We start from the raw sequence: 22,445 nt of genomic DNA, 5'->3' as shown, positions 1-22,445 counted from the left end.
CCTCGGAGGGCATGAATCCTTCCCACGCATCCCTGAACCTGTTGGCCGATCCGGTGGAGCTGACCGCCGCGCTGATGGACATCCCCAGCCCCTCCCACGAGGAGAAGGACATCGCGGACGCGCTCGAGGCGGCGCTGCGCGGCGCGGTCTCCGCCGAGGTGGAGGTGCTGCGCTACCGCAATAACGTGCTGGCGCGCACCCGCCGCGGGCTGGGCTCGCGGGTGATCCTGGCGGGGCACGTGGACACCGTGCCGCTGGCGGACAACGTGCCGCATACCCGTGGCGTGGATGCCGAGGGGCGCGACGCCATCTTCGGCTGCGGGGCGGTGGACATGAAGTCCGGCCTGGCGGTGTACGCGCACGCCTTTGCCCGGCTGGCGGACTCCGCGGACCTGCGCCACGACCTCACCTTCCTCGCCTACGAGGGCGAGGAGGTGGCCACGGAGTTTAACGGACTGGGGCATATCCAGGAGGAACACCCGGAGTGGCTGCGCGGGGACGTCGCGCTGCTGGGGGAGCCCTCCGGGGGAGTGATCGAGGCCGGGTGCCAGGGCTCGATCCGCCTGCGCGTGCGGGCCACCGGCACCCGGGCGCACTCCGCGCGCGCCTGGCTGGGGGCCAACGCCATTCACCGCCTCACCCCGGTGCTCGAGCGGGTGGCCCGCTACACCCCGCGCGAGGCCGTGGAGATAGACGGCTGCGTCTACCGGGAGGGCCTCAACGCGGTGCGCATGGAGGCCGGGGTGGCCAACAACACGATCCCGGACGAGGCCTGGTTCTTCGTCAACTTCCGCTTCGCCCCGGACCGCACCTGCGAGGAGGCGATGGAGCACCTGCTGGGGGTGCTCGCCCTGGACGGGGAGGAACACCTGAGCTACGAGGTGGACGACGTGGCCGCCCCCGCGGCCCCCGGCCTGAGCGTCCCGGCGGCGCGGGACCTGGTGGCGGCGCTGGGGGGACGGGTCCGCGCCAAGTACGGCTGGACGGACGTGTCCCGCTTTGGGCAGCTCGGCATTCCCGCCGTGAACCTGGGGTGCGGAGATCCGGGCTTTGCGCATAAGAAGGACGAGCAGTGCCCCGTGGCACAGATCGAGGAGGTCTCCGCCGCCCTGCACCGCTACCTCACCGGGACCACGGGGGAGGCGGCGCAGGGCGGGGGCCGGTAGCGCCCGGGGCCGAGGAGCGCGGCCCGGCGGCACGCGCGGCGCGGACACCCACCATCGGCTAGGTTCGGAGATCATGGCGGAACAGAAAGCAGAACAGAAAACGGGCTCCCCGGCGAACAACGGCGAGCGGCAGCACAGGACCCTCCGGGGGCCGCTGCTGCTGAGGTCGCCGGGGGACCAGGAATCCACCTACGATCAGCGGCTGCTGGAGCTGCGCGCCGATCACGACTGGATGCACGCGGACCCCTGGCGCATCCTGCGCATCCAGTCCGAGTTCGTGTCCGGCTTCGACGCGCTGGCGGACCTCCCGCCCGCCGTGAGCGTCTTTGGGTCCGCACGCGTGGCCCCCGAGCACCCCTACTACGCGCTGGGCATGGAGCTGGGGCGCGCCCTGGCGGAGGCGAACTACGCGGTGGTCACCGGGGGCGGCCCCGGCCTCATGGAGGCCCCGAACAGGGGCGCGCGGGAGGCGGGCGGGCTCTCCGTGGGCCTGGGCATCGAGCTGCCGCACGAGCAGCGCCTCAACGAGTGGGTGGACGTGGGCCTGAACTTCCGCTATTTCTTCGTGCGCAAGGTGATGTTCCTCAAGTACTCCCAGGGCTTCGTCTGCCTGCCCGGGGGCATGGGCACGCTCGACGAGCTGTTCGAGGTGCTCTGCATGGTCCAGACGGGGAAGATGAGCGATTACCCCATCGTGCTGCTGGGCACCGAGTACTGGGGCGGGCTGATCCGCTGGCTGCGGGAGCGCCTGGTGGCGGAGAAGATGATGTCCCCGCAGGACGCGGAGCTGTTCCTGGTCACCGACTCCGTGGCGGAGGCCGTGGCGCACATCAAGGCGGCGTCGCGCCCGCGCGGCCCGCAGCGGGAGCGCACTGCGGACGGGGGCGCCGGGGAATGAGCGCTGCGCAGGGCGGCGGCGCAGGGCTGCCCCGGATCATGGCGATCGTCAACTGCACCCCGGACTCCTTTTACGACCGGGGCGCCACGTATCGCCACGAGGAGGCCCTGAGCCGGGCCGAGGAGATGCTGGCCCAGGGGGCGTCGATCATCGACGTCGGCGGTGTAAAGGCGGGCCCCGGGCCCACGGTGGACGCGCGGGAGGAGATCGAGCGCGTGGTCCCCGTGATCGCCCAGCTTCACCGCGACCACCCCGAGGCGCTTATCTCCGTGGACACCTGGCGCGCGGAGGTGGCCCAGGAGGCGATCGCCGCGGGGGCGGGCCTGGTTAACGACACCTGGGCGGGGGCGGACCCGGAGCTGGTGGAGGTGGCCGGGGCGCACCGGGTCGGGTACGTGTGCTCGCACACCGGCGGGGCGACCCCGCGCACCCGCCCGCACCGGGTGCACTACGACGACGTGGTGGCCGACGTCATCGCGGAGACCACGGCCCTGGCCGAGCGCGCGGTGGCCTGCGGGGTGCCGGGGGAGAAGATCTTTATCGACCCCACGCACGACTTCGGCAAGAACTCCTTTCACGGCCTGGAGCTGCTGCGCCGGGTGGACGAGCTGGTGTCCACCGGGTGGCCGGTGCTCATGGCGCTGTCCAACAAGGACTTCGTGGGGGAGACCCTGGATCGCCCCCTGCGCGAGCGCGTGGCGGGCACGCTGGCGGCCACCGCCTGGGCGGCGGCGCGCGGCGTGGCGGCCTTTCGGGTACACGAGGTGGCGCAGACCGCGGACGTGGTGCGCATGACCGCCGCCATCCAGGGCACGATGGCCCCGCTGGCCACGATCCGGGGCCTGGTATGACGGCACGGTGCTCGGTCAGCGTGGTCATCCCCGCTCTGAACGAGGAGGCCACGGTGGCCCGGGTGGTGCGGGCGGCGCTGAGCGACGAGCCCGCCGAGGTGGTGGTGATCGACGCGGACTCGCGCGACGCCACCGCCGCCCGCGCCCGCGAGGCCGGGGCCCGGGTGCTCAACTGGCGCGAGGCCCTCCCCGGGGTAGAGCCGGTGCCGGGCAAGGGGGAGTCCCTGTGGCGCGGCGTGGCGGCCACCACCGGGGAGGTGGTGGTGTTCCTCGACGCCGACCTCACCGCCCCCGCCTCGGGCATGGTGCGCGCCCTGAGCGAGCCCTTTGGCGATCCCGCCGTGGCCCTGGTCAAGGCGGACTACGCGCGGCTGTTGGACGGGCGGCGCGGGGCCGGGGGTCGCGTGACGGAGCTGACCGCCAAGCCGCTGCTGCGGGCGCTGTTCCCGCAGCTCGCTCACGTGCGCCAGCCCCTGGGCGGGGAATACGCGATCCGGCGCGGCGTGGCCGTAGAATTGCCCTTTGTGGCGGGATACGGAGTGGAGGCGGGCCTGCTGATCGACGTCGCCCTGTGCCACGGCGCGGGGGCCATCGCCCAGGTGGACCTCGGCGCGCGGCGGCACCGCAACCGCCCCCTGGAGGAGCTGGGGCCGATGGCCGACGTCGTGGCGGCGACGATCCTGGATCGCGCCGGGGTGGGCGGGGCCTCGGTGCCACAGCGTCCCCCGCTGTCCGGCCGGTGGAAGTCCGAGTAAGGAGTACAGGGAGCAGTGATGGTTTTGATGTGGGTGCTCTTGGTCGTGGTGCTGTGCGCCCTGACCGTGGTGGGCACCTGGGCCTGGGGCCGGATCTTCGGGCGCGGCGAGGTGGAGGCCCCGATGGAGGAGAGCCCGCGCGTGCGGGAGAAGAACCGGGAGGCGCTGGCCCGGGGCGACCTCGACGACGTGCGCTTTGACCTGGTGATTCGGGGCTACCGCCCGGATCAGGTGGACGCCGTGATCGAGGAGCTGTGGCGGCGCGTGGAGGAGCTGGAGGCGCAGGCGGCCCAGCGACGCGCCGCCCAAAGTGACTAGGCTGGGTTCACGTACCTGTAGAAACACCCAAGGAGCCTTGTTCAAATGGCAGCGATGAAGCCCCGCACCGGCGGCGGACCGATGGAAGCCGTGGTGGAAAACCGCAAGATCGTCATGCGCATTCCCTCCGACGGGGGCGGGAGGCTCGTGGTGGAGATGTCTCACGAGGAGGCCGCGGAGCTTAGCGAGCTGCTGAGCCAGGCCGCTGATGCGGGCCACTAGGCCCACCCGATATTCTGTGGGAGGAATCACCCACGCGCACCGACAGGAGTAGCCGCCCCCTATGCTTCACGATGTCATCGACGTTTTGGCCGACCCGATCGACGGCACCCCGCTGCGGGGCGAGGACGATTACCGCCGCCTCGTCTCCGAATCCGGCCACAGCTATGACATTGCCCGCCAGGGCTACGTCACGCTCGCCGGGGGCGCCGGGCTGCGGCACTCCGGGGACGACGTGGAGATGATCCGCAACCGCGAGACCTTCCTAAGCCGGGGACACTTTGCACCCTTTGTGGAGGCGGTCACCCACGCGGTGGACGACGCCCTGGAGGACGCGGGCGTGCCCGACGACGCCCACCCGGTGATCTGCGAGGTGGGCGCGGGAACCGGCTACTACCTCGCGCACACGCTGGACACCGTGGTGGGCGCGCGGGGCGTGGGCCTGGACGTCTCCGTGCCCGCCGCCCGCCACCTGGCCAAGTGCCACCCGCGCGTGGGCGCGGTGGTGGCGGACGCCTGGTCGCGCCTGCCGCTGCGCGACTCCTCCGTGGACGTGCTCACCGTGATCTTCGCGCCGCGCAACGCCGAGGAGTTCGCCCGCGTGCTCACCCCCGGCGGCGAGGTCGTGGTGCTCACCGCGGACGCGGGGCACCTCTCCGAGCTGCGCGAGCCGCTGGGGATCATCGACGTGGAAAAGGGCAAGGTGGATCGCCTGATCGAGCAGGCCGCCGGTCACCTCGCCGTGACGCAGGAGCCCCGCACGATCGAGTTCCCCATGACCCTGGACCAGGCCTCCATCGGCGCGCAGATCGGCATGAGCCCGTCCGCCCGCCACATCGAGCCCGCCGAGCTGCGGCGCCGGATCGAGGCGCTGCCCCCCACCATGACGGTCACGGCGCGCGCCACCATCACCCGCCTGGGCCGCGCCTAGTCGCCCCCCCGCTGGCCGCCGCGCCCGGACCAGGTATTCCCGGGCCCAAGGGCCCTTAAAACTCGGCGTCGAGCTCCTCCTCCGCCCAGTCCGGCAGCCGGGAGGAATCCAGGGACCCGGCGGAGCGCGCAAAGCTGCGCTCCACGCTCGCCTCGCCGCGCTCGGTCACGCGGATCTCCGCGCACCCGCCCTCGATGTACACGCGGCTCGCCATGGACACGGCCCCGCCGTCGGCAAAGACCTCCACGGTGGAGCCGTCCGCGATGATGGTCAGGGAATCGGAGTCCCCCTCCGCCAGCTCGGCGGTGGCGGGGGCGTCCCCGGCGTGGTGGGGGTTCATCGAGCGGTCCAGCTCGAGCACGCCGCCCCGGTGGGCCACCCGGGCGGCGGTGGCGCCGGCGGCGTCGATCAGCTCGACCATGACCTCCGAGCCATCGGGCACCTCGCACAGCCCGGTCCAGGACTGCGCGCTGCGCGTGTGCGTGATCTGCTCCACGAGCCCCGCGGCGGGGGTCTGGAACAGCACCCCGCCCTGCAGCGTGGTCACGCGCGGGATGGACATGGCGTTGGCCCAGCCCTCCGCCGCCAGGCTGCGGTGCGCGGTGGGATCGTCCAGGCGGCCCACGCCGTTGAGCAGCCCCACCACGGCGGCGCGGTCAAAGCGCTCGTCCTCCTCGATGGTGCCGGGGGTGAAGGTGGTGTTGCGCGGCCGGGTGAAGTCGTGCCCGTAGTCCATGCGGCGGAAGGGGCGGCCCACGGTGAACACCGCCTGGTGCAGGCGGCCCACCAGGTAGCCGGAGACGTCGATGCCCTCGCTTTCCAGGGTCACCAGCAAAACGTCGTGGATCTTGCCGTCCACCTCGTCGCGCAGGCGCAGGATGCGGGGGGAGACGATGCGGGCCTCGGGGTCGATGCCGGTGGCGCCCTCGAAGCGCAGGGGGCCCTGCAGCGTCCAGTCCACCCCGTTGGAGGAGTGCAGCATGGCCAGGTCGGGCCGCTCCATGGTGCCGGTGACCGCCAGCATGAGCCAGCCCGCGTGGCCCTCGTCCCGGTCCTCGTGGGTGACCCAGTCCGGCACCACGCAGGGGGAGCGGAAGTTGGTGATCCCGGCGCTCGCCCCCAGGTCGTCGCCCACCACGCTCCCGAGGCGGCGCACCTGGGGGTCCAGGGCCAGGGGGTCCTCGGAGAGGTCGGCGGTGGTGGCCGGGAGGTTCTCGATGCGGGCCAGGTGGATCTCCGTGGTCTGGTGGGTGTCCTGCTGCTGGGCCACGGAGGTGAAGTACAGGCTCAGCCCGCCGTCGATCGCGGCCACGGAGCCCGCGCGCACCTTGGCCTCCTCCTCGCCGGGGGCCAGGACGTCGTCGCACTCCTCCCACTCGTAGGGGGTGTCCTCCGAGAACTGGTGCCCCCACCGGGCCGGGGCCTGCGGGTGCGGGCGGTACTGGTGAAAGACGTGCCAGGTATCGCCGTCGAGGAGCACGGCGGCGGGGGCGTCGAGCACGCCCACCTCGGCGGTGAGGTGAAGCTCGGGGCGGTACTGATCGATGCTCATGGGGGCGCCTTTCTGGGGTTACTTTTTAATCTCGGTGGTGTGGATTTGGTGGTCGAGGTCCTCGGGGGCCAGCGCCGCCCGGGAGAAGTCGCTGGTCAGGGGCAGCCGCAGGGAGAGGTCCGTGCCGGGGCACAGCTCCACCGCGCCGGAGCCCAGGGTGAAGTCCAGGACGTGCCCGCCCTTGGTGCGCGCGGAGTCGATGAAGTGCGCGTGGCAGCCGGGCACCCCGATGCCCTTCTCATAGACCGGGGTGCGAAAGCCCGCGACGGTGCCCTCCACGTCGCGGAAGCACAGCTCGGCGTCGTCCCCGGTGGCCTCCACCATGGGGCGGTAGGGCTTGGACTGCCGGGTCACCGTGCGCACGCGCACCTCGCTGAACCGGCCGGTGATCCGCACCGCGTACATGTAGTTCTCGCTGGGTTGCAGCTCGTCGATGAACCCGGCCAGCTCCTCGCGGCGCAGCCCGGGCGGAGGGGTGGCGGCGATGTGGGGAACAAAGTTCGTCATCACCGTGAACGGGGAGCGCTGCTCCAAGGCCGCCCGGGCGGCGCTGCCGTCGCCGCGCACCTGGTAGCAGACCCCGTCGAGAACGATCATCTCCCCATCCAGGGCGTCGAAGGTGCCGATGCCGAAGTTCCCGTGGCCCAGCAGCTCGCCCACCGTCATCTCGCCGTCGTAAATGCCATCCAGCAGCGCGGTCATGAGGGAGTTTTGGAAGATGGTGTGCCGCTGGGTGGGGAAAGATCGTTGCGTTCCCATGCCGCCCGAGGATAGTCACGTCGGCGGCTTCCTGCATGAGGGCCCGAGGGGGACCTACGGCAGCCTCGTGACCAGCGTCATTCCGGCCCCGAGCGGGAGGTGAGACACCACGGCGCGCCCCTCAAAGGTGCGCAGGTGTTCCTGGGCGGCGCGGGCGGCGGAGGTGGACTGATCCTTGCGGGAGGCGTCGGCCACCGTGGCGTCCAGCAGGGCGTCGGCCAGCACCAGCGTGCCGCCGGGGGTCAGCAGCGGCCAGGCGGCGTCGATCACCGCGCGCAGGTCCACCGGGTCCACCTCCGCGTACACCAGGTGATAGCTGGCCGGGGCCATGCGGGAGAGCACGTCCACCGGGCGGGAGGGCAGGAAGCGGCCGCGCGAGGGGCCAAAGCCCGCCGCGCGGAAGGCCTCCCTGGCCTGGCGCTGGTGCTCGGCCTCCGGGTCGATGCAGGTCACCGTGCCCTGATTCGGCATGCCGCGCAGCAGGTAGAGCCCGACCACCGCCAGCGAGGGGGTCAGGGCGATGGCGCCCGTGGGCTTGGGGCCCCCGGCGGCGGCCGCGAGCGTGCTCAGGAGCATGCCGGTGAGATGGTCGGGGGCGGCAAGCCCGTACTCCTCGGCGTCGCGCCGCGCCGTGGTGATGGCCTCATCGATGCTCGCTTCCGGCCCCTCGCCGTGGGCGGCGGGGAGGGAATTGATGAAATCTCGGAGGGAATCGAAGGCTGTTTCAGTCACGCCCCTTAGTGTAGGGCGGCGACCGCGCCGCCAGCGGCAGGGCGCGCGCGGGAGGGCCGCCGGGTTCACAGAGATCTCTACGCGGGCTCAATGGCCTTTGGGAGGCGTCCTTGGCAAGATAGAGCCCATGATGACCCACGACGGCGATGAGCTGGCCGCGCCCGGCACGGGCACCCACGAGGACGAGGCGCTCACCGGCACCGCGGCCTTCGACGCCGGAACGGGGGACATGCCCTCCTGGGGGGAGCTGGTGGCCGAGCACGCGGACAGCGTCTACCGCCTGGCCTACCGGCTCAGCGGCGACCAGCACGACGCGGAGGACCTCACGCAGGAGACCTTCATGCGCGTCTTTCGCTCCCTCAAGCACTACCAGCCGGGCACCTTCCGGGGGTGGCTGCACCGCATCACCACCAACCTCTTCCTGGACATGGTGCGCCACCGCAACAAGATCCGCATGGAGGCGCTGCCCGAGGACTACGAGCGGGTGCCCGGCACGGACATGACCCCGGAGCAGGCCTACCACGTCAACCACCTCAACCCCGTGCTGCAGGAGGCCCTGGACCAGCTCGCCCCGGACTTCCGGGTGGCCGTGGTGCTCTGCGACGTGGTGGGAATGAGCTACGAGGAGATCGCGGACACCCTGGGCGTCAAGATGGGTACCGTGCGCTCCCGCATCCACCGGGGACGCTCGCAGTTGCGCGCCAGCCTGGAAAGCGCCGCCGAGGGCAGCGAGGACGCCCGCCTGCTGCTGCCGAGCGTGCAGCGCTAGGCGCCGGGAGAGGGGTAGCGTTGGGCACCATGAGCTTCGAGACGCACGGGTGGGAGCGCCGGGCGCGGCGGCCCCGTGTCTTTGCCTCCGTGGATCACCTCAACCCGGAGGCCGTGGCGGCCTTCGTGGACGGCGAGATGTGCGACGGCGCGCTCCACCGCGCCCGCGCCCACCTCGTGCACTGCGGCGAGTGCCGCCGCGAGGTGCACCGCCAGCGCCTGGCCGCTAAGGCCCTGCACGAGGCGAACTGGACCGCCGACGTCCGCGCCCCCAGCGAGCTGCTGGGGCGGCTGCACGACATCGCCAAGGGGGCGTGCGCGCCCGGTCCCGGTGCGGAGGAGATTCCCACCCCGCGCCCGGAGACCATGCTGGACAAGGTGGAGGTGTTCATGCGCACCGTGCGGAAGAACACCGGTTTGCGTTGATCCCTTAAGGTTGAAGAGTGTTCTCAAGCATTGGGTGGACGGAAGTCTTTGCGATCCTCGTACTGGGGTTGATCGTGATCGGTCCCGAGCGCCTGCCCGGGCTCATCCAGGACGTGCGCGCCGCCGTCTACGCCGCGCGCAAGGCCATCAACAACGCCAAGGCCGAGCTGAGCGGCGACCTGGGGGAGGAGTTCGAGGAGTTCCGCAAGCCCCTCTCCGAGGTGGCCAAGTGGCAGCGCATGGGGCCGCGCGCGGCGCTGACCAAGGCGCTGTTCGACGGCGACGAGGAGTTCATGGACTCCTTCGACCCCAAGAAGATCATGGCGCAGGACACCGCCGGGCAGGCCCACCGCCGCAAGCAGCGGGCCGAGGATCGCGCCAAGGAGGCCCCCTCCGGCACCGGCGGCACCCCTGCAGCCCCCGCGCGGCCGACGGCCCCCCGCGCGGAGGGAGCCGGGAACGACGGCGGCTTCGACTGGGCGGACATCATGTGAGCGCGGGCGCTAGCGCGGGTCCTAGGGCCTCCGCTGCACGCCCAGCCCCAGGGGCTTTCCCGCCAGCGAGTGGCGGCGCACCGCGATCTTCTCCGCCAGCGCCGCGCAGGCCCGCCCGGCGGGGGAGTCCGGCTCGCTGATCGCCACCGGGGTGCCGGTGTCCCCGTGCACCCGCAGCGCGGGGTCGAGGGGGATCTGCCCGAGCAGCGGCACCGTGGCGCCGGTCAGCGCGCTCAGGCGCTCCGCCACGCGCTCGCCGCCGCCGGAGCCAAAGACCTCCATGGTGCTGCCGTCCGGCATCACCATCGCGGACATGTTCTCCACCACGCCCGCCACCCGCTGCCGGGTCTGCTGGCTGATCGAGCCCGCCCGCTCGGCCACCTCGGCGGCGGCGGCCTGCGGCGTGGTGACGATGAGCAGCTCCGCGTTGGGCACCAACTGCGCCACGGAGATGGCCACGTCGCCGGTGCCGGGGGGCAGGTCGAGCAGGAGGACGTCCAGATCCCCCCAGAACACGTCGGTGAGGAACTGCTGGATGGCGCGGTGCAGCATGGGGCCGCGCCACACCACCGGGGCGTTGCCCTCCACGAACTGCCCGATGGAGATGAACTTGACGTCGTGGGCGATGGGCGGCAGGATCATGTCCTCCTCCATCACCGTGGGGGGCTGCTCGGAGCCCATGAGGTGCGGCACCGAGTGCCCGTAGATGTCCGCGTCCACGATGCCCACGCGCAGCCCGCGCGCGGCCAGGGCGGTGGCGAGGTTGACCGTCACGGAGGACTTGCCCACCCCGCCCTTGCCCGAGGCCACCGCGAACACGCGGGTGGTGGAGTCCGGCTGGGCGAAGGGGATGACCGGCTCGGCGCCGGAGCCGCGAAGCCGGGTGCGCAGCTCCCGGCGCTGCTCGTCGCTCATCACGTCCGTGGTCACCGTCACGGACTCCACGCCGTCCAGCTCCGCCACGGCGGCGCGGGTGTTGGTCTGGAGGGTGTCGCGCATGGGGCAGCCCGCGATGGTCAGGTAGATCTCCACGGCCACCGCGCCGCCCTCGATGGAGATGGACTTGACCATCCCCAGCTCCGTAATGGGCCTGCCCAGCTCGGGGTCCTCCACCCGGGACAGGGCCTTGCGTACATCAGATTCGCTCAGGGTAGACATCACGTTTATCCTACTCCCCGCTAGGGACGAGGCTCCTCGCTCAGGTCGCCCTGCGTGGGCTCCCGCAGCTCCAGCGGGGACTCCATGGCCTGCGCGGCGGCGTCGTCCAGCTTGGCCTCGATGCGCTCGAGCAGGGCGTGGACGTCCTCCAGCTCGTGGCGCAGGTAGTCGCGGGAGACCATGTCGCCCACCGCCAGGCGCACGCCCGCCAGCTCCCTGACCAGGAACTCGGTGTCCGCCTTGGTCTGCTCGGCCCGGCGGCGGTCGTTGTTCAGCGCCACCTTGTCCCGGTCCTCCTGGCGGTTCTGGGCCAGCAGGATCAGCGGGGCGGCGTAGGCGGCCTGGGTGGAAAAGGCCAGGTTCAGCAGGATGAAGGGGTAGGGGTCCCAGTTCCACCAGAACGCGCCCACGTTGAGGGCGATCCACACGATCACCACCACGGTCTGCCACATGAGGTAGCGGCCCGTGCCAAAGAAGCGGGCCACCTTCTCCGCCATGGCGCCCACGGCGTCGTCATTGATGGTGATGAGCCTTCGCCTGGTGCCCGCCACCGGGGTATCCAGGAAGTGCGTGCGCTCGCGCTCGGCCATGATGGTTCTCCTCAGCTCGGGTGGTTAGGGGGCGGGGTTCTCCGGGCGCAGGCCGTGCTCGCGCCAGTTCTCCGGCAGCAGGTGATCGAGCAGGTCGTCCACCGCCACCGCGCCGAGCAGGTGCTGGTCCTCGTCGATGACCGGGCCGCACACCAGGTTGTAGGTGGCAAAGTAGCGCGCGGCGGTCTCCTGATCGTCGTCCGCGTACAGCGGCGGGAGATCTGGGTCGAGGATGCCGGAGATGAGGGTGGACGGGGGCTCGCGCAGCAGCTTCTGGAGGTGCACGCAGCCCAGGTAGCGCCCGGTGGGGGTGGCCGTGGGCGGGCGCACCACGAACACGAGGGAGGCCAGCGAGGTGGGCAGCTCCGGGTTGCGGGCCAGGGCCAGGGCCTCCGCCACGGTGGTCTGCGGGGAGAGGATGAGCGGCTCCGGGGTCATCAGCGCGCCCACGGTGTCCGGGGAGAAGCTCATCAGGCGGCGCACGGGGGCGGACTCCTCGGGGTCCATCAGCTCGAGGAGCACCTCGGCGGTGTTATCGGGCAGCTCCTGGAGGATGTCGGCGGCGTCGTCCGGGTCCATCTCCTCGAGCACGTCGGCGGCGCGCTCGATGTCGAGGGTCTCGAGCAGCTCGGCCTGGCGCTCGTCGGGCATCTCCTGGAGGATGTCCGCCAGGCGGTCGTCGTCGAGCTCGTTGGCGAGCTGGTTGCGCTGGGAGGAGGGCAGGGAGTGGAGGTAGTTGGCCACGTCCGCCGGGCGCATGTCCTCGAAGGCCGCGATGGTATCGGCCAGCGTGCTGGACCGGCCCACGCCCGCCGCCGTGATGCCGTGCACGTACTGCCAGTCCACGGTGAACAGCTCGCGGGAGCGGAAGCCCTGCCGCGCGCCGAACACCGCCACGCGGGAGAGCACCCAGTCGCGGGTGCGGGTGCGCTCCAACTCCACGTCCGCGATCTCCACGGCCCGGCCGTGCAGGTGCTCCAGCTCCGGCTCGTCCGTGTGCACCTTGGAGCCCACCAGGTCGCCCATGATGGTGAGCTCCCCGGCGCGGGGCTGGAAGGACCGCATGGACACGGAGCCGGTGGCCAGCGTGATGTCTCCGGGCTCGATGGCGGCGATGCGCAGCATGGGCACGAAGATGCGCCGCTTGTTCACCAGCTCCACCACCAGACCCAGGGCTCGGGAGACGTGCCCCTCGGGGCGGATGGTGACCACGACGTCGCGCACGCGCCCGATGGCGTCCATATCGGGGCCGCGCACCACCATGCCGGAGAGCCTGCCGGAATAGACGCGGGTGACTGCACTCATGGGGCCACAGTTTAGCAGCGGGGGAACTTTTGTTCCCCTGGCGGCGTTCACCATAGAGCATGATCACCGATTCGAGCGAAGGATGATCCCCATGACGACGCCCCCGCGCGGCCGCAACCCCCTCCTCCGCGAGCGCCCCTCCGGCTGGCCGGTGGGCAGCTTTGAGAGCTACGCCCGGGCGCAGCGGGCGGTGGACACCCTCTCCGATCAGAACTTCCCCGTGGACAAGCTCACCATCGTGGGCGTGGACCTCATGGAGGTGGAATCGGTCACGGGCCGGTTGACCTGGGGCCGCGTGCTCGGCGGGGGAGCGATGTCCGGTGCCTGGATGGGCGTGTTCATCGGCCTGCTCCTGGGCATCTTCAACTCCACCTACGCCGCGCCGATCCTCACCGGCATCGTCATGGGCGCGGTCTTTGGCGTGGTCATGGCCGCCGTGCCCTACGCGCTGAGCCGGGGACAGCGGGACTTCACCTCCGCGACCACCATCGTGGCCGGGCGCTACGACGTCCTCTGCGAGCCGGACCTGGCCCCGCGGGCGCGCGACGCCATCGCCCGGATGAACCTGGGTGGGGCCGGCGCGGGGGAGTAGGCTTAGCGGGCATGAACAGCCGCCGGTCCCTCCCGTTTTCCTTCGTGGCCGCACCAGCGATTCTCGCCGTGGCGCTGACGTCGTGTACCTCGGCGGAGCCGGAAAGCCCCGACGTCACGGACGTGCCCGCGGGCATCCGCATCGCGGCGGCCACGGATTCCCCGGAGCAGCAGGCGCTGGCGCACCTGTACCGCATGGCGATGGCGGAGGAAAACGTGGCCGCCACCGTGGAGGTGCGGGACTACCCCGGCAAGGACCGGCTGCAGTGGCTGCTCGACCCCGAGGTGGACATGGTGGTGGGGTGCACCGGGGAGCTGCTCTCCCACTCCTCCCCGCACCAGGCGGAGGAGCTGAGGGAGGAGATGGGGGGAGACGACAGCAACCCGAACTCCCAGGAGGGGCTCGAGCGGACCTACGAGACCCTGATGGGCACCCTGGGCTACGAGTACGGGGTGCCCGACCCCTCCCCGGCCCAGGGCTGCGCGGACGAGGTCCCGGAGGACGACGTGCTGCCGCAGAGCATCCTGCCGGTGTTCCGCAAGCTCAGCGTGGGACGGGAGGGGCTCAAGGAGATGAACCGCCTGACCCGCCTCATCACCACGCACGACGTGGAGACCCTGGTGGAGGAGGTGCGGGAGTCCGGGGACGTGCGGGCCACGGCGGAGCAGTGGTACCGGGACAACGCCTCCGTCTAGGCGCCCGGGGCCGGGGTGTCTGGGGAGTGGGCGGAGGGTGCGCGCGGCCCGTCGCGCCGTGGGGCCGGGAACCCCCTCGACGAAGCCCCTGCGAGCGCGGAACACAGGCACGGGGCATAGACGAGGCGGGAGCGAGCCGGACACCGACTCGCTCCCGCCTTATCCTCGCGCGGCCGCGCCTAGCGCTTGAATACCTCGTTGAGCAGTTGCTCCTGCTCCGCCTGGTGCACCTTGGCGATGCCGGTGGCGGTGGAGGACTGCGCGCGGCGAGACACGCGGCGCAGCGGCAGCAGATCCGGGATCAGCTCCGGCAGGTGCTCGTGCAGGAAGGGCCACGGGCCCTGGTTGGCGGGCTCATCCTGGCAGAACACGATCTCCTCGGCGTTCGGGTAGCACGCGAAGGCCTCGCTCAGGCGGTTGAAGGGGATCGGGTGCAGCATCTCCACGCGCACGATCGCCACGTCCTCGCGCCCCTCCTTGGCCCGGCGCTTCTCCAGCTCCCAGTAGAGCTTGCCGGAGACCAGCAGGATGGTGCGCACCTTCTCGGTATCGCCCACGGCCTTGCCGGAGCGATCCACCTTGTTCGGATCGTTGATCACGGACTGGAAGGCGGTGACCTCGGTGAAGTCCTCCGGCGCGGAGACCGCGGCCTTGTTGCGCAGCATGGACTTCGGCGTGAACACCACCAGCGGGCGCTTCATGGTGCCCAGCGCGTGGCGGCGCAGGAGGTGGAAGTAGTTGGCCGGGGTGGAGGGCTGCGCGATGGTCATGGAGCCCTCGGCGGCAAGCTGCAGGAAGCGCTCGATGCGGGCGGAGGAGTGGTCCGGCCCCTGGCCCTCGTAGCCGTGGGGCAGCAGCAGCACCACGGAGGAGAGCTGGCCCCACTTGGCCTCGCCGGAGGAGACGTACTCGTCGATGATGGTCTGGGCGCCGTTGGCGAAGTCGCCGAACTGCGCCTCCCAGGCCACCAGCGCGTCCGGGTTGCCCACGGAGTAGCCGTACTCGAAGCCCATCCCGGCGTACTCCGTCAGCGCGGAGTTGTACACCAGGAAGCGCCCGCCGTTGCCCTTGCTGGCGGCGAGGTCCGCCAGCGGGTTCGCCTCGGCGCCGGTGTTCGGGTCGAAGAGCACCGCGTGGCGCTGGGTGAAGGTGCCGCGGCGGGAATCCTCGCCGGCCAGGCGCACCAGCTTGCCGGAGTTGGCCAGGGAGGAGAAGGCGATCAGCTCCGCCCAGCCCCAGTCGATGCCGCCCTCGCGCACGGAGGCGGCGCGCTGCTCGGCGACCTTCTGCACGCGGCGGTGCAGCGTGAAGCCCTCGGTCGGGTGGGCGTAGGCCTCTCCGATCTCTACCAGCTCGGAGCGGGAGATGGAGGTGTCCAGGCCCCGGGTGAGCTGCTGGGAGGAGGTGATGCCCGTCTGCTCCTGGGCGCCCTTCTTCTCGCTCTCCTTGACCTCGTTGAACACGGACTCCATCTGATCGTGGAAGTCGCGCGCGGCGGCCTCGGCGTCCTCGGTGTTGAGGTCGCCGCGCCCGATGAGGTCCTCGGTGTACTGGGCGCGCACCGAGGGGCGGTTCTCGATCTGGGCGTACATGGTGGGCTGCGTCATCGAGGGGTCGTCCGCCTCGTTGTGGCCGCGGCGGCGGTAGCAGATCAGGTCGATGAACACGTCCTTGCCGAAGCGGCGGCGGTACTCGGTGGCGAGGTTGCCCACCCACACCACGGCCTCCGGGTCGTCTCCGTTGACGTGGAACACCGGGCAGTCGTACGCCTTGGCGAGGTCCGTGGAGTAGTAGGAGGAGCGGCTGGAGTCCGGCGTGGTGGTAAAGCCGATCTGGTTGTTCACCACCACGTGCACGGTGCCGCCCACGGTGTAGCCGCGGAGCTGGGCCAGGTTGAGGGTCTCCTGCACGATGCCCAGGCCGGCGAAGGAGGCGTCGCCGTGCAGCATGAGGGGCATGACGGAGTAGCCGTCCTCGCCCTTGTCCAGGATGTCCTGCTTGGCGCGGGCGATGCCCTCCATCACCGGGTCCACGGCCTCCAGGTGAGAGGGGTTGGCGGTGAGGGTGACCTTGATCTCGCCGTCGCCGAACATCTGCAGGTGCTCGCCCTCGGCGCCGAGGTGGTACTTCACGTCGCCGGAGCCGCCGATCTGCCCCTGCTTCATGTTGCCCTCGAACTCGTTGAAGATCTGGGCCAGCGGCTTGCCCACGATGTTGAACAGCACGTTGAGGCGACCGCGGTGGGGCATGCCGATGACCACCTCGTCCAGGCCCTGCCCGGCGGCGGTGTCGATGGAGGCGTCCATGAGCGGGATGAGGGATTCCGCGCCCTCCAGGGAGAAGCGCTTTTGGCCCACGTACTTGGTCTGCAGGAAGTTCTCGAAGGCCTCGGCGGCGTTGAGCTTCTGCAGGATGTACTTCTGCTCGGCGGTGGTGGGCTTGGGCATGCCCGCCTCCAGGCGATCCTGGAGCCAGTGGCGCTCGTCCTTGTCCATGATGTGCATGTACTCGGAGCCCACCTTGAGGGTGTAGGCGGCGCGCAGGCGCGAGAGCACCTCGCGTAGCGTCATGGTCTCCTTGCCGCCGAAGCCGCCCACGTTGAACATGCGGTCCAGGTCCCAGATGGTCAGGCCGTGGGACTCGATGTTGAGGTCGCTGTGATCGGGGACGGGGAGCCCGGGCTGCTGCCAGTGCAGCGGGTTGGTGTCCGCGATGAGGTGCCCGCGCGAGCGGTAGGCCTCGATGAGCTGGATCACGCGGGTGTTCTTGTCGATGCCCTGGTTGGGCACGTCCTGGGCCCAGCGCATGGGGGAGTAGGGGATCCCCATGGCCTTGAAGATCTCGTCGTAGAACTCGTCGTCCACCAGCAGGCGGGACATCTCGCGCAGGAACTCGCCGGACTCCGCGCCCTGGATCACGCGGTGATCGTAGGTGGAGGTGATGGTCACGAGCTTGCCCACGCCCAGCTCCGCCAGGCGGTCGGTGGAGGCGCCGGCGAACTCGGCGGGGTAGTCCATCGCGCCCACGCCGATGATGGTGCCCTGGCCCTTGGTCAGGCGGGGGATGGAGTGGCGGGTGCCGATGCCGCCGGGGTTGGTCAGGGAGATGGTCACGCCCTGGAAGTCGTCCATCGTGAGCTTGTTCTTGCGGGAACGCGCCACGATGTCCTCGTAAGCGTCCACGAACTCGTGGAAGCTCATCTTTTCCGTTTCCTTGATGGCGGCCACCACCAGGGCGCGCGCGCCGTCCTTCTGAGGGAGGTCGATGGCCAGGCCCAGGTTGATGTGCTCGGGGTTGACCACGGTGGGCTTGCCGGAGTCGTTGACCTCGTAGCGCACGTTCATCGAGGGGTGAATCTGGGTGGCCTTGATGAGCGCCCAGCCGATGATGTGGGTGAAGGAGATCTTCCCGCCGCTGGTGCGGCGCAGGTGATCGTTGATGATCGCGCGGTTTTCGAACATGAGCCGGGCGGGCATGTCGCGCACCGTGGTGGCGGTGGGAATCGCCAGGGATTCCTCCATGTTCTTGGCGATGGCCTTAAAGGTGCCCTTGAGCGGGGTGGCCCCGGGCTCGGGCAGCTCGGTGATGTCCGAGAGCGGGGACACCGGCTTGGTGCGCACGGGCTTGGGCCGGTCCGGGGAGCCGCTGCGCGGGGCGGACCCGGCGGTGCCAGCGCCGCCGCTCTTATCGCTGAGGTTTGTAGCTGGCTCCGCAGGGGCGGGCGCGGCGCCGGTGGACGCGGGCGCGGGGGTAGCGCCCTGCTTGGCAAAGAGATCGCGCCATTCCTGATCCACGGACTGCGGATCCTGCTGCCACTGCTGGTACATCTGGTCAACTAGCCATTGATTCTGGCCGAAGTTGCTCGTGCTGCTCACGGCAGTTACTCGCCTCATTTCATTGATGGGTTGTACTCGCGTACTCAACTTTAATCGTCTACTGTAATCATCTTTGAGAATCTCTGGGTCGGGCCCCAGGATTAGCACGTCACGCCACCCGCCCTTTACCCCCGAATGTGGGGGTTAGGCGCGGGCCTTTTTAGGATTTGAGGTCCGCCATGGCCTCGCGGGTGTGGCGGATCATCCGCTTGGCGATCTTGCGGTTGGCGATCAGACCGACCACGGCGCCGATGCCCAGCGGCATGAGCTTGCCCACCCACATCCCGGCCATGCGCTTGGTGGTGCGGCTGAGCACGGTGCGCAGCAGGCGATTGTTGATCTGCCCCAGGGCGGAGCCGGAGAGCCGGGACACGCTCGGCGCGGAGAGCTTGTCCGTCCCGGCGGGCAGCAGCGTGTCCACCACGGCGGTGCCGGAGGCGCCCAGCAGGCACATCATCACGATCATGCGGCGGCGCTCCGGGTCGCGCACGTCCACGCCGTGCGCGTAGGCGCTGGCCACGGCGTAGAAGGCGGCGGCGTCGAGGAACACCAGGGACTCCGCGCTGATGGCGGCGGCGCCGGTGAGCAGGCCCACGCCGGGGATGGCGGACGCGCCGCCCGCCCCCGCGCCGGAGCCGGAGACCAGGCGCATGAAGTGCGTGTCCAGGGCCTCCTGGATCTCCTCGGGGGAGGCCCCCGGGTTCTTACGCTGCAGGCGCTCCACGTAGGCCTCGATGGTGGAGGCCTGGATGCGCACGGCCCGATCGAGCCCGGTGACGAGGGCGCGGGCGGCGGGGTTGCGGGGGGTATCGGTGGACGTGTGCGGCATTACTGATTCTCCTGTGCGTATTCCTCGGCCGCGCGTACCTGCGCGGGGGTGGGGGTGATACCGGTGTAAAGGGCGAACTGCTCCGCGGCCTGGAGCGCGATGATCTCCCCGCCGTGGATGACGGGGATGCCCAGGGTGCGGGAGCGGCAGATCAGGGGGGTGGTCACGGGCATGGCCACGGCGTCGCAGACCACCGAGGCGTGGGCGAGGTCGGCGTCGCTAAACGCCTGCACCGACTCCTCCGCGCCGCGCATCCCCAGCGGGGTGACGTTGACCAGGAAGGTGGCCTCCTGGGGCACCTCGGTGGAAAATTCCCACCCCAGGCGCGCGGCGAGGCGGGAGCCGGTCATGTGGTTGCGCGCCACGATGGTCCCCGCAAAGCCGAGGTCCTTGAGCGCCGTGGCCACTGCGGAGGCCATGCCCCCGGAGCCGCGCAGCGCCACCTGGTGGCCGGGGTCCACCCGGTGGGTCTGGATCAGGGACTTCACGGCGATGTAGTCCGTGTTGTAGCCGGTGAGCCGCCCCTCGTCGTTGACGATGGTGTTGACGGCGCCCAGCCGCTGCGCGGAGGGGTCCAGGGCGTCGAGGAGGTCGATGACCTCCTCCTTGTAGGGCATGGAGACGCCCGCGCCGCGAATGCCCAGGCCTCGGATGCCCACCACGGCGGCGGTGATGTCCTCCGGGGCGATGGACTTGTACAGATAGTTCAGCCCGAGCTGGGAATACAGCCAGTTATGAAAGCGCACTCCGTGGTTGGAGGGGCGCTCCGCGAGGGAGATACACAGCGTTGTATCGCGGTCAACGAGGTTTACCATGCATCCCACCGTAGAACATGGGCGGGACCGGCTGCATGAACTGGGCCGATGGCGGCGACGGGCGCGCGGTGCCCGGGCGGGCTAGGCTGGGGCGTGTTCATTCCTTGTCGCTGGGAAGGTGTCTAAAGACCATGAGCTTCTTTGAGGATATCGCCGCCGCCCTCGATGCCGACGGCATCGAGTCCCGCGTGGGGGGCGAGGTGCTGTTTGTCCCCATCACCTCCGAGGTGGAGATCCAGTTCGTTGAGATCGACGCCCTCCTGCCCGCCGCGAACGTCTACATCGCCGCCGCCGACGTGGACGAGGACGACGAGGACTTCGAGGCGGTGCTCGTCTTCGTGGTGTTCTCCGTGGAGGACGCGGTGGACACCGTGGCGCACCACATCGCCACGGATCAGGTGGTCACCGTGCTGCGCGACCTGCTGGAGGGCACCGACGAGCGGATCGGGGAGCTGGAGTTCTATCAGGACGCGGTGGAGCCGAACCTGGTGCGCGCGGAGGTGGCGGAGAACTCCGAGATCCACGTCCTGGTGGAGCTGATCGACGGCCGCCCCACCGCGCGGGTGAGCTTCCTCAGCGCCGGGGAGACCTTCGACGACCTGGTGGATCAGGCCATCGAGGAGCTGTGGGAGTCCGACGGCAACGCCGTGCTCTCCGAGGAGGACCGGCAGCGGCTGTTTAGCGACCTCAGCGAGGGGGCTGACCTGGGGGAGGACGAGGTGCTGGAGCTGGGTGACTTCACGGACTTCGACCGGCTCTTCGACGTCCTGGCCCTGGCCGCCGAGCAGGCCGAGAGCTGGGAGGAGCAGTTGTTGCCCTTCGACGAGGAGGATTACGAGGACGAGGAACCGGAGACCTACGACCCCGCCGAGGGCGAGACGGAGGACGAGCTGGAGGACGACGAGCCGGAGGACGAGGAATAATTCCCCAGGTCATCCTCGACTGCGACACCGGGATCGACGACGCCCTGGCGCTGATGTACCTCGCCGGGCTGCACCGCGCCGGGGAGATCGAGCTGTGCGCGGTCACCTGCACCGCGGGCAACACCACCGCCGAGCAGGCCGCGCGCAACAGCCGCTACGTCCTGCGCCGCTGCGGGATCGAGACCGTCCCCGTGGTGGCCGGGGAGGCCACGCCCCTGGGCGTGGATCTGGTGACCACCCCGGAGACGCATGGGCCCACGGGCCTGGGCTATCTCCGCGCCCCGGGCGGCGCCGAGGAAGCCGCCCGGCACCCGGGGCGGACGTGGCGCGAGGCGTGGCGGCGCCATCCCGAGGCGCAGGTGATCGTGGTGGGCCCGGCCACGCACCTGGCCCTGTGGGGCCCGCGATCGCGGGTGACGCTCATGGGCGGCGCCTACCTGTACCCGGGCAACACCACGCCCACGGCGGAGTGGAACTCGTGGGTGGACCCCCACGCCGCCAAGCGGGTGTTCGCCCAGGCGGTGGAGCCGATCACCGTGTGCTCCCTGGGGGTCACCGAGCGCTTCACCCTCGACCCGGCCTCCCTTGAGGCGGCGATCTCGGCGCTGGGCAGCGCCGAGATCGCCCGCGACCTGCCGGAGCTGTTGCGCTTTTACTTCGAGTTTCACCGCGCCCAGGGCGAGGGGTACCTCGCGCAGATCCACGACCTGTTCACCTGCATGATCGCCCTGGGCCGGGTCCCGTTTACGGCGCGCGAGGTGCGGGTGGATGTGGAGGCGGACTCGGAGCTGCTGCGCGGGACCACCGTGGCGGACCTGCGCGGGCACTGGGGCGGGAAGCCGAACGCCCGGTTGGTGCAGGACGCGGACGTGGCGGCGGCGCACCGGGAGCTGCTGCGGGCGGCGGCCCTGCTGGCGCCGCGATCCGCGCGGTGACCCGCGCCGCGCCCTCGGGCGGTGCGGTATGATCCTGGCTACGCGGCTTCGCCCCGAGGTGACATAGGGGCGGGCCCTGATCCCGTATCCCCGCAAGGAGCTTTCCGTAACTATGAGCTTGTCACAGCGTATCCTGGCCGCCCTCGGCATCCTCAGCATCGCGGCCACCTGGCTCTATCTGGTGCTCGAGCGCCCCGCGGATTGGGAGTCCGTGGGAGGCTCCGCGCCTGCCTTTATCACCCTGGCGGGCTACGTGGGCGGGGCGGCGCTGCTGCTCGCAGCCACGCTTCCCGCCCTGCCGGTGCGGACCATCGCGTTTATCCCCATCGCGCTCGTGCTCAACATTGTGGTGGGGGAGATCGTGGGCAGCATCGGCATTCCGCTCTACGTGGACGCGGTGGGCACCATCCTGGTGGCGGCCCTGGCGGGTCCCCTGATGGGGCTGGTCACCGGCACCCTGAGCTCCGTGGTGTGGGGCCTGATTAACCCGGCGGCCCTGCCCTTCGCGGCGGCGAGCGCCCTGACCGGCGGCCTGGGCGGCTGGCTCATCTCCCGGGGCGCGCTGCGCAGGTGGTGGACGCTCGCCCTCTCGGGGGCCGTGGTGGGCGTGGTCTGCGGCATGGTGGCGGCCCCGGTGGCGGCCTTCGTCTATGGGGGAACCGCCGGGGTGGGCACGGGGGCGCTGGTCTCCGCGTTCCGGGCGATGGGCAACAGCCTGCTGGCCTCGGTCACGCTGCAGTCCTTCGTCTCCGATCCCCTGGACAAGATCCTGGTGTTCGCGCTGGTGCGCCAGGCCATCGCGGCGCTGCCGCAGCGCACCGTGGCGCAGTTGCGGGGCGAGGGTGCCTAACGCCCCCGG

Annotated in this window: 24 protein-coding genes; 15 read left to right on the top strand and 9 right to left on the bottom strand. The window is 70.7% G+C overall.

Annotated features, from left to right (window positions below):
* Positions 1–11 precede the first annotated feature (11 nt).
* From dapE to B140_RS0107430, 7 genes are all read left to right on the top strand, one after another.
* Positions 12–1,166 (top strand): succinyl-diaminopimelate desuccinylase, encoded by a 1,155-nt coding sequence (gene dapE, locus B140_RS0107460; protein WP_040426219.1) that lies wholly within the window; start codon positions 12–14, stop codon positions 1,164–1,166.
* 73 nt (positions 1,167–1,239) lie between these two features.
* Positions 1,240–2,064: an LOG family protein gene (locus B140_RS12245; RefSeq protein ID WP_018118734.1), complete on the top strand. Its 825-nt coding sequence runs from the start codon at positions 1,240–1,242 to the stop codon at positions 2,062–2,064.
* Positions 2,061–2,915, top strand: coding sequence for a dihydropteroate synthase (folP, locus tag B140_RS0107450; protein ID WP_244874404.1), 855 nt, complete (start codon positions 2,061–2,063; stop codon positions 2,913–2,915). Before B140_RS12245 ends, folP begins: the two co-directional genes overlap by 4 nt.
* Positions 2,912–3,670: a glucosyl-3-phosphoglycerate synthase gene (locus B140_RS0107445; RefSeq protein ID WP_040426217.1), complete on the top strand. Its 759-nt coding sequence runs from the start codon at positions 2,912–2,914 to the stop codon at positions 3,668–3,670. Before folP ends, B140_RS0107445 begins: the two co-directional genes overlap by 4 nt.
* Before the next feature lie 18 nt (positions 3,671–3,688).
* Positions 3,689–3,988, top strand: a complete 300-nt coding sequence (locus tag B140_RS0107440) for a DivIVA domain-containing protein (RefSeq protein ID WP_040426274.1) — start codon at positions 3,689–3,691, stop codon at positions 3,986–3,988.
* A 45-nt stretch (positions 3,989–4,033) separates the two neighbouring features.
* Entirely contained in the window at positions 4,034–4,210 is a 177-nt protein-coding gene (locus tag B140_RS13365; RefSeq protein ID WP_083912272.1) for a DUF3117 domain-containing protein, read from the top strand.
* A 61-nt stretch (positions 4,211–4,271) separates the two neighbouring features.
* A complete protein-coding gene (locus tag B140_RS0107430; protein ID WP_018118729.1) occupies positions 4,272–5,138 on the top strand; it encodes a methyltransferase domain-containing protein in 867 nt (288 codons plus the stop codon).
* A 55-nt stretch (positions 5,139–5,193) separates the two neighbouring features.
* Here the strand turns inward: B140_RS0107430 and B140_RS0107425 are convergent, their stop codons facing one another.
* The 3 genes from B140_RS0107425 to B140_RS0107415 are packed head-to-tail and all read right to left on the bottom strand — an operon-like array spanning position 5,194 to position 8,181.
* Positions 5,194–6,690, bottom strand: coding sequence for a GH32 C-terminal domain-containing protein (locus tag B140_RS0107425; RefSeq protein WP_018118728.1), 1,497 nt, complete (start codon positions 6,688–6,690; stop codon positions 5,194–5,196).
* An 18-nt stretch (positions 6,691–6,708) separates the two neighbouring features.
* Complete coding sequence (budA, locus tag B140_RS0107420) at positions 6,709–7,449, bottom strand: acetolactate decarboxylase (RefSeq protein WP_018118727.1); 741 nt, start codon at positions 7,447–7,449, stop codon at positions 6,709–6,711.
* 54 nt (positions 7,450–7,503) lie between these two features.
* Positions 7,504–8,181, bottom strand: coding sequence for an O-methyltransferase (locus B140_RS0107415; RefSeq protein ID WP_018118726.1), 678 nt, complete (start codon positions 8,179–8,181; stop codon positions 7,504–7,506).
* A gap of 127 nt (positions 8,182–8,308) precedes the next feature.
* On the opposite strand from B140_RS0107415, the gene sigE reads away from it, so the two are divergent.
* The 3 genes from sigE to tatB are packed head-to-tail and all read left to right on the top strand — an operon-like array spanning position 8,309 to position 9,869.
* Complete coding sequence (gene sigE / locus B140_RS0107410; RefSeq protein WP_018118725.1) at positions 8,309–8,950, top strand: RNA polymerase sigma factor SigE; 642 nt, start codon at positions 8,309–8,311, stop codon at positions 8,948–8,950.
* A gap of 29 nt (positions 8,951–8,979) precedes the next feature.
* The gene (locus B140_RS0107405; protein ID WP_040426272.1) at positions 8,980–9,375 is read left to right on the top strand and encodes an anti-sigma factor; all 396 of its coding nucleotides are present in this window, start codon (positions 8,980–8,982) and stop codon (positions 9,373–9,375) included.
* 17 nt (positions 9,376–9,392) lie between these two features.
* A complete protein-coding gene (gene tatB / locus B140_RS0107400) occupies positions 9,393–9,869 on the top strand; it encodes a Sec-independent protein translocase subunit TatB (protein WP_026166123.1) in 477 nt (158 codons plus the stop codon).
* Positions 9,870–9,890: 21 nt separating this feature from the next.
* On the opposite strand, the gene B140_RS0107395 is transcribed toward tatB, so the two are convergent.
* The 3 genes from B140_RS0107395 to B140_RS0107385 are packed head-to-tail and all read right to left on the bottom strand — an operon-like array spanning position 9,891 to position 12,922.
* A complete protein-coding gene (locus tag B140_RS0107395) occupies positions 9,891–11,027 on the bottom strand; it encodes an Mrp/NBP35 family ATP-binding protein (RefSeq protein ID WP_018118722.1) in 1,137 nt (378 codons plus the stop codon).
* A gap of 20 nt (positions 11,028–11,047) precedes the next feature.
* Entirely contained in the window at positions 11,048–11,617 is a 570-nt protein-coding gene (locus tag B140_RS0107390; protein WP_018118721.1) for a DUF1003 domain-containing protein, read from the bottom strand.
* 24 nt (positions 11,618–11,641) lie between these two features.
* Positions 11,642–12,922: a magnesium transporter MgtE N-terminal domain-containing protein gene (locus tag B140_RS0107385; protein ID WP_026166122.1), complete on the bottom strand. Its 1,281-nt coding sequence runs from the start codon at positions 12,920–12,922 to the stop codon at positions 11,642–11,644.
* Positions 12,923–13,013: 91 nt separating this feature from the next.
* Between B140_RS0107385 and B140_RS0107380 the strand changes: the two genes are divergently transcribed.
* Both B140_RS0107380 and B140_RS0107375 read left to right on the top strand, forming a co-directional pair.
* Positions 13,014–13,514, top strand: coding sequence for a YflT domain-containing protein (locus tag B140_RS0107380; protein ID WP_018118719.1), 501 nt, complete (start codon positions 13,014–13,016; stop codon positions 13,512–13,514).
* 11 nt (positions 13,515–13,525) lie between these two features.
* On the top strand, positions 13,526–14,209 hold the full coding sequence (locus tag B140_RS0107375) for a hypothetical protein (RefSeq protein ID WP_018118718.1): 684 nt from the start codon (positions 13,526–13,528) through the stop codon (positions 14,207–14,209).
* A 179-nt stretch (positions 14,210–14,388) separates the two neighbouring features.
* On the opposite strand, the gene B140_RS0107370 is transcribed toward B140_RS0107375, so the two are convergent.
* The 3 genes from B140_RS0107370 to B140_RS0107360 all read right to left on the bottom strand — a co-directional run bounded on the left by B140_RS0107370 (position 14,389) and on the right by B140_RS0107360 (position 19,728).
* Positions 14,389–18,084: a multifunctional oxoglutarate decarboxylase/oxoglutarate dehydrogenase thiamine pyrophosphate-binding subunit/dihydrolipoyllysine-residue succinyltransferase subunit gene (locus B140_RS0107370; RefSeq protein ID WP_026166121.1), complete on the bottom strand. Its 3,696-nt coding sequence runs from the start codon at positions 18,082–18,084 to the stop codon at positions 14,389–14,391.
* A 160-nt stretch (positions 18,085–18,244) separates the two neighbouring features.
* On the bottom strand, positions 18,245–18,913 hold the full coding sequence (locus B140_RS0107365) for a hypothetical protein (RefSeq protein WP_018118716.1): 669 nt from the start codon (positions 18,911–18,913) through the stop codon (positions 18,245–18,247).
* A complete protein-coding gene (locus B140_RS0107360; RefSeq protein WP_018118715.1) occupies positions 18,913–19,728 on the bottom strand; it encodes a shikimate 5-dehydrogenase in 816 nt (271 codons plus the stop codon). The genes B140_RS0107365 and B140_RS0107360 overlap by 1 nt, the downstream gene beginning before the upstream one ends.
* A gap of 131 nt (positions 19,729–19,859) precedes the next feature.
* On the opposite strand from B140_RS0107360, the gene B140_RS0107355 reads away from it, so the two are divergent.
* The 3 genes from B140_RS0107355 (at position 19,860) to B140_RS0107345 (ending at position 22,436) form a co-directional block, all read left to right on the top strand.
* Positions 19,860–20,651 carry a hypothetical protein gene (locus tag B140_RS0107355; protein ID WP_018118714.1) on the top strand — a complete coding sequence of 264 codons (792 nt, stop codon included), beginning with the start codon at positions 19,860–19,862 and terminating at the stop codon, positions 20,649–20,651.
* A complete protein-coding gene (locus B140_RS0107350; protein ID WP_026166120.1) occupies positions 20,648–21,586 on the top strand; it encodes a nucleoside hydrolase in 939 nt (312 codons plus the stop codon). Before B140_RS0107355 ends, B140_RS0107350 begins: the two co-directional genes overlap by 4 nt.
* 112 nt (positions 21,587–21,698) lie before the next feature.
* Positions 21,699–22,436, top strand: a complete 738-nt coding sequence (locus B140_RS0107345) for a hypothetical protein (RefSeq protein ID WP_018118712.1) — start codon at positions 21,699–21,701, stop codon at positions 22,434–22,436.
* The last annotated feature ends 9 nt before the right edge of the window (positions 22,437–22,445 follow it).

Source organism: Corynebacterium mastitidis DSM 44356, assembly GCF_000375365.1.
GTDB lineage: Bacteria > Actinomycetota > Actinomycetes > Mycobacteriales > Mycobacteriaceae > Corynebacterium > Corynebacterium mastitidis.
This window is presented reverse-complemented; position numbering and strand designations above follow the sequence as displayed.